The 12,015-nt window shown below is 44.4% G+C and carries 11 protein-coding genes; 1 reads left to right on the top strand and 10 read right to left on the bottom strand.

Going from position 1 to position 12,015, the window contains the following annotated elements; translation table 11 throughout:
- Positions 1–71: 71 nt before the first annotated feature.
- From FLP08_RS07965 to FLP08_RS07940, 6 genes are all read right to left on the bottom strand, one after another.
- Entirely contained in the window at positions 72–971 is a 900-nt protein-coding gene (locus FLP08_RS07965; RefSeq protein WP_156275736.1) for an NAD(P)-dependent oxidoreductase, read from the bottom strand.
- A 178-nt stretch (positions 972–1,149) separates the two neighbouring features.
- Complete coding sequence (locus tag FLP08_RS07960) at positions 1,150–2,691, bottom strand: acyl-CoA carboxylase subunit beta (protein WP_156275734.1); 1,542 nt, start codon at positions 2,689–2,691, stop codon at positions 1,150–1,152.
- A 16-nt stretch (positions 2,692–2,707) separates the two neighbouring features.
- Entirely contained in the window at positions 2,708–4,150 is a 1,443-nt protein-coding gene (gene accC / locus FLP08_RS07955; protein WP_156275732.1) for an acetyl-CoA carboxylase biotin carboxylase subunit, read from the bottom strand.
- A gap of 77 nt (positions 4,151–4,227) precedes the next feature.
- A complete protein-coding gene (locus FLP08_RS07950) occupies positions 4,228–4,713 on the bottom strand; it encodes an acyl-CoA carboxylase biotin carboxyl carrier protein subunit (protein WP_156275730.1) in 486 nt (161 codons plus the stop codon).
- Positions 4,714–4,952: 239 nt separating this feature from the next.
- Positions 4,953–6,290 carry an MBL fold metallo-hydrolase gene (locus FLP08_RS07945; RefSeq protein WP_156275728.1) on the bottom strand — a complete coding sequence of 446 codons (1,338 nt, stop codon included), beginning with the start codon at positions 6,288–6,290 and terminating at the stop codon, positions 4,953–4,955.
- A gap of 31 nt (positions 6,291–6,321) precedes the next feature.
- A complete protein-coding gene (locus tag FLP08_RS07940; RefSeq protein WP_156275726.1) occupies positions 6,322–7,200 on the bottom strand; it encodes a sterol desaturase family protein in 879 nt (292 codons plus the stop codon).
- Between the two features lie 161 nt (positions 7,201–7,361).
- Here FLP08_RS07940 and FLP08_RS07935 point away from each other — a divergent pair, with 161 nt between their 5' ends.
- Positions 7,362–8,360 (top strand): aldo/keto reductase, encoded by a 999-nt coding sequence (locus FLP08_RS07935; protein ID WP_156275724.1) that lies wholly within the window; start codon positions 7,362–7,364, stop codon positions 8,358–8,360.
- A gap of 11 nt (positions 8,361–8,371) precedes the next feature.
- Here the strand turns inward: FLP08_RS07935 and FLP08_RS07930 are convergent, their stop codons facing one another.
- The 4 genes from FLP08_RS07930 to FLP08_RS07915 all read right to left on the bottom strand — a co-directional run bounded on the left by FLP08_RS07930 (position 8,372) and on the right by FLP08_RS07915 (position 11,895).
- Positions 8,372–8,782, bottom strand: coding sequence for a hypothetical protein (locus FLP08_RS07930; RefSeq protein WP_156275722.1), 411 nt, complete (start codon positions 8,780–8,782; stop codon positions 8,372–8,374).
- Positions 8,783–8,938: 156 nt separating this feature from the next.
- Positions 8,939–9,628: a nitroreductase family protein gene (locus FLP08_RS07925; protein ID WP_156275721.1), complete on the bottom strand. Its 690-nt coding sequence runs from the start codon at positions 9,626–9,628 to the stop codon at positions 8,939–8,941.
- Positions 9,629–9,680: 52 nt separating this feature from the next.
- Positions 9,681–11,087: a coniferyl aldehyde dehydrogenase gene (locus tag FLP08_RS07920; RefSeq protein WP_156275720.1), complete on the bottom strand. Its 1,407-nt coding sequence runs from the start codon at positions 11,085–11,087 to the stop codon at positions 9,681–9,683.
- The gene (locus FLP08_RS07915) at positions 11,074–11,895 is read right to left on the bottom strand and encodes an SDR family oxidoreductase (RefSeq protein WP_156275719.1); all 822 of its coding nucleotides are present in this window, start codon (positions 11,893–11,895) and stop codon (positions 11,074–11,076) included. The genes FLP08_RS07920 and FLP08_RS07915 overlap by 14 nt, the downstream gene beginning before the upstream one ends.
- Positions 11,896–12,015: the final 120 nt, after the last annotated feature.

The following is a 12,015-nucleotide window of genomic DNA, read 5'->3' as shown; positions in this document are numbered from 1 at the left end:
TTTTTCATTGAGTTGCAAAGAAACGATAAGATAGGTCCAATATCAGTAACAATGGTTACAAATCTGCTCTCCTATCCATTTTCAGCGCAATATTCTGAAATGTTTTGTAGCACCTTTTCTGAAAGCCTTACAAGAGTCTGGGAACTCCAGCCCGCACTGGACTGATGGGCGATCACTCCTGGCTGTTTTTCTGTTTCCCTGCTTAATTCCTTTTTCCCGTCTCCGTCGAAGATCGCGAAATTGCCTTCTTTCTTTATCCAATCCTGGAAAGCCTTCTCCTCGAATGGCAATCCCAGCGAAGTATTGACCAGGATCTTGCCGTTACCGAATTTGCTAAATTCTTCCTGCTTCATTAGCTCGACATTCCTTGGAAGGTGAAAGGAGATCACCTCGCAGGTCTTTAACAGGTCCGGTAAATCAAGATATTGAATACCCGACTCCTTCTCTTTCTTCCTGGTCCTGCTGTAATAATAAAGTTCAGCTCCAAATGGATACACGCATTTTGCTAGTAATTGCCCCGTTACCCCAAAGCCGATTATACCGATCCTGAGGCCGGTGAGTTCACTGGGGAGGTTTTTCCATTGGTGCTCCCGGTAGCCATTGAGAAGCTGTATCAATTCTGAAATAATGAATTCGGCAACTCCGGGATCCCCGTAATCCCTGATGCCTTTAACGCTAATTCCCTGTTCCCTTGCATAACGAACCGCCACATTAGCAGATTCTTCGTCATACAGGCTGCAGGCCATTCCGATATACTTCAGCCTGGGGCAGCTTTTAATAAGCTCTTCCCCTATCTGGGTTCGCCAGGAAACGATGATGGCTTCGGCATCGCCTATCCTTTCCTTCTTTTCATTTTCAGAATCGGGATAATCGTGATGCACTACCACCTCATCGGCATACTTTTCTAATTCACCTATCGCCTTTTCATTCAGCTTGGTTTCATCAATGCAAACGATCTTGTTGAATTTCATAAAGAAAATTTTAGAAGGCTGAAGCAGGTTCAGCTTGAGAATTTAAACTGGATATTCGTAGACGTCATGCTGAACTTGATTCAGCATCCAAAAAAATCTAATTTCCATTTTTATCGGAAAAGAGTTCAGGATGACGATTTTTTAAATAAAAAAGGCCGAAATCTCTTCGGCCTTTCAATTATAATGGGATATTCCCGTGTTTTCTGTTTGGTCTTAGCACATGTTTGTTTTCCAGGGCGCTAAAAGCTTTTATAAGTTTTCGCCTGGTATCTTTCGGCATGATCACCTCATCGATAAAGCCACGCTGGGCAGCTTCAAAGGGAGTGGCGAACTTCTCGGCATATTCAGCTTCCTTTTCTGCCAGTTTCTTTTCCGGATCCTCGGCTGCCGCGATCTCTTTCCTGAAAATGATCTCCGATGCTCCCTTGGCACCCATCACCGCAATTTCTGCCGTTGGCCAGGCATAATTAAGGTCGGCCCCAATATGCTTGGAGTTCATTACGTCATAGGCACCACCATAAGCTTTACGGGTAATCACGGTCACTTTAGGAACGGTAGCCTCGCTTAATGCATATAATAACTTTGCACCATGCAGGATGATCCCGTTCCACTCCTGGTCTGTTCCCGGCAGAAAACCTGGAACATCTACCAGCACCAATAGCGGGATATTGAAACAATCACAGAACCTGGTGAACCTTGCCGCCTTCTTAGAGGAGTCTACATCCAGAACTCCCGCAAGGCTCATAGGCTGGTTGGCAATGATACCAACGCTTCTACCACCAATCCTTGAAAAACCTACAATAATATTATCGGCATAATCCTTATGAATTTCGAAGAAGGAATCATCATCTATGATACCTTTGATCACCTCATGCATATCATATGGCTTATTGGAACTGTCTGGCACAATGCTCTCCAGCACCTCCCTATGCTCATCTCCAAGCTCATAAGGCAGCTTTTCCGGTGGCTTCTGGTTGTTCTGAGGCATATAGCTAATTAGCTGCTTGATGTTCTCCAGGGCAATAATATCGTTGGCTGCGGTAAGATGAGTCACCCCAGATTTTGTGGAATGCGTACTGGCCCCGCCAAGTTCTTCGGAAGTCACATTCTCATTGGTCACCGTTTTCACCACATTAGGCCCGGTCACGAACATATAGGAGGTATCCTCTACCATCAGGGTAAAATCGGTCATGGCAGGAGAATAAACCGCTCCTCCGGCACAGGGCCCCATGATCGCTGAAATTTGAGGGATCACTCCTGAAGCCTTTACGTTCCTGTGAAAGATATCGGCATAACCTCCCAGGGATTTCACCCCTTCCTGTATCCTGGCACCTCCGGAATCGTTCAGACCGATCATTGGTGCGCCTACTTTCACGGCCATATCCATCACCTTACAGATCTTTTCGGCATGGGTTTCAGAAAGTGAACCTCCAAAAACCGTAAAATCCTGAGCAAAAACATACACCAGCCTGCCGTTGATGGTTCCATAACCTGTTACCACCCCATCACCGTAGATCTTCTCCTTATCCATCCCGAAATCGGTGGTACGGTGAGTCACTAAAATTCCTATTTCTTCGAACGAATTTTCATCCAGCAGGTAATTTATCCTTTCACGAGCGGTTAATTTCTTCTTTTCGTGTTGCTTGGCAATTCTTTTTTCACCTCCGCCTTTATGGGCTTCAGCAATCTTTTCTTTTAATTTATCGAGGTTCTGACTCATCTCTAAATTCTGAATTTTAGTTTTGTGGTAATCTTAACTGCTCTTTATCTATCAGGTATTGCTTTAAGGCCATTACTGCCGCGAGTTTTGCTTCCTCCTCGGTCTCGTCTTTCAGAGCTTCAGGAGAATAATATTTCTTCACGAAATGCGTATCGAAATTCCCGCTTCTAAAAGCTTCATGCTGAAATACGAACTTTCCGAAAGGCAGCGTCGTGCTCACGCCTTCCACAATATAATGATCTATGGCTTTTATCATAAGCTGAATGGCTTCTTCCCTGGTCTTCCCATAAGTTATAAGCTTAGAAAGCATCGGGTCATAATAGATAGGCACATCCATGCCTTCTTCAAATCCATTATCTATCCTGATGCCCTCTCCGGTAGGCATGCTGTATTTCTCCAGGTTACCGGTACTCGGCATGAAATCTTCCAGCGGGTCCTCAGCATAAACCCTTAGTTCCATGGAGTGACCTTTTATCTTCAGGTCTTCCTGATTAAATTCAAGTTTCTCACCCCTGGCTACCAGGATCTGTTGTTCTACAAGGTCCACCCCGGTGATATATTCGGTAACGGGATGCTCAACCTGTAACCTGGTATTCATTTCCAGGAAATAAAAATTGCGGTTCTCATCGAACAGGAATTCCACGGTACCTGCTCCCACATAATCACAGGCTTTGGCTACCTTCACTGCCGCCTCACCCATTTGTTTCCTCAGTTTATCATCCAGCACTACCGATGGAGCTTCTTCCACCACCTTCTGGTGCCTACGCTGGATGCTGCATTCCCTTTCGAAAAGGTGAACAAAGTTTCCATGGGTATCGGCAAGTACCTGTATCTCGATATGTCTCGGGGAAGCCACGTATTTTTCTATGAAAACAGAGCCATCTCCAAAGGCAGATTCGGCCTCGCTTATAGCACGCTTCATCTGGTCTTCCAGGTCCTTATCCCTTTCAACGATACGCATACCTTTACCTCCACCACCGGCAGAGGCCTTTATAAGAATAGGATATCCAATATCCTTGGCGATCTCCTTGGCCTTGTTAGTATCTGTGATAGCCTCGTCTATACCGGGAACCATCGGGATATCATATTTCTTCACCGCGTCTTTAGCAGCAAGTTTACTTCCCATGATCTTGATGGCCTTTGAACCCGGGCCTATCCAGGTAATACCATTTTTCTCCACAGCTTCTGCAAACGAAGCGTTCTCACTCAGGAATCCGTAACCCGGATGGATGCCGTCAACATTCAGTTTTTTTGCTACATCTATGATCTTATCGCCTTTAAGGTAGGATTCGCTGGAGGGAGCTTCTCCTATGCAAACGGCCTCATCGGCAAACTTAACATGGGGTGCATTCCTGTCGGCTGTCGAAAAAACCGCCACGGTATCGATGCCCATCCTTTTAATGGTTTTCATCACGCGTAACGCGATCTCTCCCCTGTTGGCTACTAATATTTTCTTCATATTGAATTTTTAATAAGACCTCTTGCTAACGCTCGAGGTGACTTCTCATTAATTTTGAAATTTTAAATCATCGTGAATTACTCCATTTCTATAAGGAGCTCATTCTTTTCAACCGTATCGCTCTTGCTTACGCTCACAGATTTTACGATCCCGTCACGTGGTGCGGTGAGGGTGTTTTCCATTTTCATGGCTTCCAGAACAAGGAGATAATCCCCTTCTTTCACCTCATCGCCTTCTTTCACGTTCACTTCCAGGATAAGTCCCGGCATAGGAGCCTTGATATCATTGATCTGCTGTGAGCTTCCCAGGGAAAGCCCCATTTCCTCAATGAGCTGGTCCAGGTCGTTATTGATCCTGACCGAATAAATATTAGAGTTGATCTTGATCTCGTAGGTCCTGTTCAGAAAATCGGGCTTGAAGATCTCTGCGGTAAAAGAACGGTTATTCTTTAATAGATGATAATGTCTGTCTGAAGTTTTTTGGGTGTCCAGTGCGGCGATCTCTTCTTCTGAAAATTCAAATTCCAGGGAGTCGTTCACTTTCACCTTATAGTTCTTATCCATAAAATAGCTTTATGTAGTGTTATTTTTTGACCTTGGAGCGTAAATATAGAAAAATTAAGAGGTATGAAGTGTTGAAGAAATCTCAAAATACCCAGAATCTCATTGAATCTTTCTGAAATTTAACTTGTATTTAGGGAATACATTCATAATTATTCAGGGATTTCGGAATCGAACTCAAATATTAGCCATAAAAAAACCCGGGAACTAAGCCCGGGTTTCTATATCAAATTATCAAAGGTCTACTTGAATTCCTTCACATCGTCACTAAGGTCATAGACTTTAGTACTATCGAACAATTTATCAAGGATGCTGCTACCGGCGGCAGACCTGTATCCCCCGGCGCAATGTACCACCACCGGCTTATGTGAAGGGATCTCGGTAGTATTGTCACGTAGTTCGTTCAGCGGAACGGTATAGGCATCTTCAAAGATCTTACCTTCAGCCACCTCGCTTTTATTACGAATATCCACGATGGTATAGTGATCTTTATTCTTTTTAAAATCTTCCAGGTCTAGGATCTCAGACTTTTCTGAAACTTCTTTACCTAAAGTAACCACGGCTTTTACCTGTTTTTCATAACCTATCTTTGCAGTTCTTTCCAGCATTTCCTCGAGATCGTTCACACTATCCAGGACCAAGTAGAACTCTTCTTCAGGCTTAATGATCGCCCCAAGCCAGGTCTCATATTTATCATCTTCAGATCGGGCCATGATATTGATACTTCCCGGCAGGTGGCCTGCCTTGAACTTATCTGCATCCCTGGTATCTACCACGCTTATGCCGTCCTCTAACTCAGTAACATTAAGTCTAAGCTTATTGGCCCATTTTGTTCTTTGAACATTTTCCGGTCCGGTCTTGTTCACATCTACATTGAAGCCGAAGTAACCAGGAATAAAGGGCTGATCTTTCAGGATCTCTTCCACGAACTCATCTTCGGTCTGGTCTTTAAAGGCCCAGTTTCCCTGGCGCTCATTTCCCAGCGTACTGGAAGAGGCATCGCTCATATTCTTTCCGCATAAAGATCCCGCACCGTGAGCAGGATAAACCAAAGCATCATCTGGAAGATCGTTGAACTTGTTCTGTATACTATCATACATCTGTTTAGCAAGGTCTTTCCGCTTGGCCTTCATATTCCCTGCTTTTTCGCGCAGGTCTGGGCGGCCAACATCACCTATAAAAAGAGTGTCACCCGTAAATAAGGCGGTCTTATCTTTTTCTTTTGCGACTAGAGTAATACTATCGGGGGAGTGTCCCGGAGTGTTTATCGCGCTGAACTCTGCATCCCCGATCTTGATGGAATCTCCATCATCAAAGCTTTTATGAGGATAATCTGCGCCCAGCATTTCACTGGCATAGATGGTCGCACCGGTCTCTTCATGCACCTGCATATGGCTGCTCACAAAATCGGCATGCGGATGGGTTTCAAAAACCGCGACAATCTTTGCATCCTGCTCTTCGGCATAGCTGTAATACTGCATGGGGTTCCTAGCCGGGTCTACCAAAGCCATTTCTCCATTACTAACTATCGCGTATGAATAATGAGCTAAAGGCTCGTCTTTAAATTGTTTTATGGTCATTTTAATCGGTTTTTAAGATTCTAACTCGTTTTTACTTTATCCTTTTAAGGAAGGGAAATAAGGTCTGGTTCCCGAAATCTTCAGGAAAATCCTCATCACCGCTAAACCCTAATTCTATTTTCTTCCCGCTTTTAGGGACATAGGCGGTCCCAAAAAGATAATCCCAGAGACTCAGGCTAAGCCCGTAATTCATTCCGTAGGGTCTGTCTTCAGGCAATTGTTTTGAGTGATGCCAGATATGCATTCTCGGGTTATTAAAAACATAACCCAGCGGACCATATCCCCAGCCCAGGTTGGCATGGTTGAGATGCCCAACCAATACGGCGAACATATGCACCACAAAAAATTCCTTTATTCCGAAGCCTATCATGGCCAGGGGAATATACTGCACGGTCTTATAGATAATGGTTTCCATAAAATGAAACCTGAACTGGGCAGCAAATCCCATTTCTTTCACGCTGTGGTGTATCTTATGGAACTCCCATAACCAGGACCTTCTATGTAATTGCCGGTGCACATTCCACTGAATGAAATCTGCGATCACGAACATGATTAACAGCTGCAACCATCCAGGGAGGTTTCCTATTTCCAAAGCCACAATATTCTCTATCCCAAATAGCCCCAGAAAATCGTTGAACAATTCTACGGCTACATTGCTAAGCGCATTGTAGACGATAAGGGAGAACAGGAAAAAATTAAAGAGTATATAGAAACTGTCCAGCCAGAAACCTTTCCGGAAGATCTTCTGCTCCTTCCTCCAGGGAATAAGGATCTCCAGCACCCATACCAGTAGCGACAGACCTATAAGCCAGTAAAAATAGCTGGTCCAGGTGGGATGGGTAATCTCGTTCACCAGGTAATTAAAATACCCAGTGAATGAATCACGGATTATATCTATATACTTTTCCAATATTTTTCAAATTCTGAAACAAAAATATAAATCTAAGGGCATTACGGCAGTAACTTTTGTTACAGTTGTTTAACAGTCTCATTGCTTTAATGTTAGAATGAGTTAAAGACAATTAGAGACCGCAACAATCTCATTAAATTTAAGCAACAAAAAAATAAATTATGAGCAAGGAAGTATTAAAGCAAAAACTGGGACTAGGTGGCGTAGCCATTGGAAACGGTTTTAAAGTGATGAGCGACAAACAATCTGAACAAACCCTTGAAGCCGCCTGGGATGCCGGCATCAGGTATTATGACACCTCTCCCTGGTACGGGCTTGGACTCAGCGAAAGGCGATTCGGGCATTTTTTACATAATAAGAAAAGGGACGATTATATACTCACTACCAAGGTGGGACGTGTTCTTACGGCAACCAACAAGGTGCCGGAAACCATGTGGAACGAGCCTTCACCCTTCGATTACGAATACGATTATTCTGCCGAGGCCGTTCGCAGGTCTTATGAAGACAGTCTTCAGCGTTTAGGTGTGGAAAGAATAGATTACCTGTTTATTCACGATCTCTCGCCAGATCATAATGATGAATACGAAGACGGCAACACCTGGCTGGACCATTTCGAGGTAGCGCGTAAAGGGGCAATGCCCGAGCTAACACGAATGCGGGAAGAAGGCCTTATCAAGGGATGGGGGCTGGGAGTCAACACCATAGAACCCATCGTGAAAACACTGGAAGATACAGATGCAGATCCAGATCTTTTCCTTTCAGCCATTCAGTACTCCCTGGTGCATCATAAGAAATCACTGGACGAACTATTCCCGGTAATAGAAAAGCATAAAGTGGGCCTCATGGCCGCTGCTCCATTCAATGCGGGGCTGCTTTCAGGACAAGACCGATATAATTACGGTGGCGAGATGCCAGACGAAAAAGTAGAAAAACTTAACGGAATAAAGGACGTGGCGAAAAAGCACAAGGTAGACCTCAGCACGGCCTCTATACAGTTCTCTTTTGCACCAGATGTGGTGAACACCGTGCTCGCAGGAGCCAGTAAACCTGAACAGATAAGAGAAAACGCCAGGGCTTTTGATGTTAAGATCCCGGCAGAGTTCTGGAAAGATCTTAAAAAGGAAGGCCTTATTGATGAAAGAGCCCAGGTCCCAGCCTGATCCAGGAAAACCTAAATTTCGAACAGCCTTAAATACTGGTTACGGCCAAAACTCATGAAATACATCATATACCCAAAAAGTACCATCATGGTAGTGGCCAGGACAAGGCTGTTGTACTGGAATTTAAAGTAAAGTCCAAAATACAGGAACCCCAGAAATATGGCGGCAGGTAAAAGGTATCTGGAATAGATAAATCCTCTGATCTCGATACGTTTTACCTCTCCTTTTTCCACTTCAAAATTCAGGGGTTGACTTCCACACCAGTCGATCTTTGCGATCAACTGGTATTTGCCTTCAGGGATTTCGAAAGAAAGATTTTGACGGTCCTTAATATCGGCAATTTTGATACCGTTTAGGTAGAGTTCAAAAGACCTCATCTTATTGGCCCATTCCGAATTTCTCCTGATCAATAATTTAGGCATGTTTATTCACTAAGTGTCTGTGTAACAATTGTTACAAATTATATTTTCTTCTAATATTATCTTGCGCCCGATTAAGAAAGTTAGGTTTATTTGTCCTAATCAGAATGTTTTTTCATAATGACTGGAACGTCGGTTCTCCCTACAGGGCCGGCGTTCTTATTTATAGAAATCGCAGATCTCGTTTAGTTCTTTCCTATGGATATCGGGTACATAAGCCTCTTTTGCAGCATAACCTACCGGTAGCAACAAAAAAGCCCTTTCATTCTCTGGCCTGTCCAGCAACTTCGCCAGGAAATTCATGGGGCTTGGGGTATGGGTAAGGGTGACCAGGCCGGCATTATGGATTGCTGAGATCAGCATGCCACAGGCAATACCTACAGATTCGTTAACATAATAATTATTGTTCTTGGTGCCCTCTGCATCTACTTCGTATGCCTGCTTGAAGACCACGATGAGCCAGGGGGCGATCTCCAGGAAGTCTTTATTAGTATCTGTTCCCAGTGGCGCCAGGTCACGCAGCCAGCGTTCGCTCATTCGGCTGTTATAGTTCTCCTCTTCTTCCTTTTCAGCGGCCTCCCTGATCTTTTGTTTAAGTTCGATATTAGAAACTGCGCAGAACTTCCACGGCTGTTTATGAGCACCTGAAGGGGCGGTACCTGCTGTTTTTATGATATTCCTGATCACCTCTTCCGGCACTTCCCTATCTGAAAAATGCCTTACCGACCTGCGGCTATCCAATTGCTTATAAAAGTCGGCAGATTTTTGGATCATTTCATCGGCATCCGGGCTTTTGGAAGTATAGGCCACATGCCGGTAGCCATTGATCATTTTCTCCTTTAAAGACATTTCTTATCTGATTATGCTCAATTTTAAATTACTGAATTTATTTTGCCTGGAATCATACCTTGGTTAGGTTCCCCAATACATGAATAAGTTTCTTTTTAAGATCGGTAAACGGAGGATGCAGGAAATCTGAAGCCGCCAGACGCCTTTGATGCATTACCGCACGTTTCTTGGAAAAGGTTTGGAAACCATCATATCCATGATAGTGGCCCATCCCGCTCGCCCCCACCCCACCAAAAGGCAGGTTATGCTGAGCCAGGTGGTAAACCGTATCGTTAATGGTCACCCCACCAGAAAGCGTATTCCTGAGCAACCAGTTGATCCTTTTTTTCTTTTCATCAAAATAGTAGAGGGCCAACGGCCTGGGGTTGTCATTCACATATTCTACCGCCTCTTCCATGGTTTCCAGGTTAAGCACCGGTAAAACAGGACCAAAGATCTCCTCTTGCATCAGCTGCATTTCATGGCTTACCTCGAAAACCAGCCTTGGAGCCATGAACCTTTTATAGGGATCATCGGCCGGACCCAGGGTCACTATCTTAGCCCCATTTTCTTCGGCATCTTTAAGCAGCCCCTGCAAACGTTTAAAATGATCTGAACTAATTATACTGCTGAACTGCTGGTTCTTATTCATATCGGGATAGAACTTCTCTACTGATGCTTTTACATGCTTTTCAAATTCCTCGTTAAGGGATGCAGGCATGATCACGTAATCTGGTGCGACACAGGTTTGTCCGCAATTAAAAAGTTTTCCCGCCATGATCCTCTTGGCGGCAAGTTTCACCGGGTATGAATGATGGATGATGGCCGGTGATTTACCTCCCAGCTCCAGGGTCACCGGAGTGAGGTTTGGCGCAGCCGCCGCCATGACCTTTTTACCAATTCTCGTGGAGCCGGTAAAGAAAAGATGGTCGAATGGCAGGGCTGAAAAATCCCTGGCCAGCTCGGCACCCCCCGTTACACAATGAATATATTTTTCCGGAAAGCTGCTGTTAATGATTTCCTGCAGCACTTCAGCAGACCGGGGAGCCAGTTCTGAAGGTTTGATAATCGCATGGTTCCCGGCAGCAATGGCATCTACCAGTGGGCTAAGGCTTAAAAGTACCTGGTAGTTCCAGGCACCCATAATGCCCACCGCCCCCAGTGGCTGAAACTGGTAATAAGCAGAACTTGGTAAAAGGAACCAGGCGCCGTTCACTTTTCTTCGTTTCATCCAGCTGCGCAGGTTCTTCATGGCGTGACGAATCTCATCCTGCAGGGGAAAAATCTCCAGGAACAGGGTTTCTTCCCTTGCCCGAAGGCCAAAATCCTTATTTACAGCTTCTATAAGCCTTTCCTTATTATTTTCAATAATATCTGAAAGCTTCTTAAGGCTATCCATCCTCCTCTCAAGACCGGGAGGATCCATTTGAAAAGCCGTTTTCTGCCTGTTCAATAGTCCTTCTAATTCAGCTTTGGTCATTACTTCTTCCTTTAAATTTATCCATAGAATGATATATTCCGAAGAATTTACCAATTACCACATCGAGCATTCGTTTAGGCAGGATGCCTTTTACAAACGGCAGGGTATAAATAATCCATGGTGTCCTTAAAACGATCTTATCTTTTTCAATGGCCCTTATGATCTTCCCGACCACTCTTTCGGGTTTTAAAATAGGGATGAGCGGCGATCTAACCCCCGCAAACATCCCGGTGTCTATGTAATACGGGGTTACTGTAAGCACCTGTATTCCGGTCTTCGCCTCCTCCATCTCTATACGTAAGGAATCTGACCAACCGGTCATGGCCCACTTACTTGCACAGTAGACCGACATCCTGGGATTGGAAAGCATACTGGCTGCAGATGAGATATTCACAATATGGCCGGTTTTTCTTTTGAGCATTCCCTGTATCAATTCCCTGGTAAGTTTCATAGGCGCGATGGAGTTCACCTTCATATCCCTGTCTATGTCGCTTAGACTGTGTTCGTGAAAACTCTTACCGGTTACTACCCCGGCATTATTGATGAGGATGTCTACTTCCAGTTTTTCAGCTCTTATTTGCTGAAGTGCCTTTTGAAGTTCTTGCTCGCTGGTAATATCGGTCTTTAAGGCTAACAGGCGGGAAACAGGAGAGCTTAGCTCTTTTTGCATTCGTTCTAAAGCGGCCTGATCCAAATCTAATACAATAAGATTTGAAGCACCTTTTTCAACAGCCTGCCTGGCCATAAGCAGTCCTATCCCTGAGGCCCCACCGGTAATGAGTACGGTCTTGTCTTTAAATTTCGTCAAAGTTCTGTTTAAATTCGAACTTAAAAATAGGATTTTTCAGCACTAATTGGCCAAGAATGAGATTATTCTTGCGGATAGACGAATAATTTGAAGAGAAACAAGTGCGTTCCAGCTAAGCGA

This window comes from Christiangramia aestuarii (assembly GCF_009735585.1).
GTDB classification, from domain to species: domain Bacteria; phylum Bacteroidota; class Bacteroidia; order Flavobacteriales; family Flavobacteriaceae; genus Christiangramia; species Christiangramia aestuarii.
Note: the sequence above shows the minus strand (reverse complement) of the source record. Positions and strands in the feature narration are given on the sequence as shown.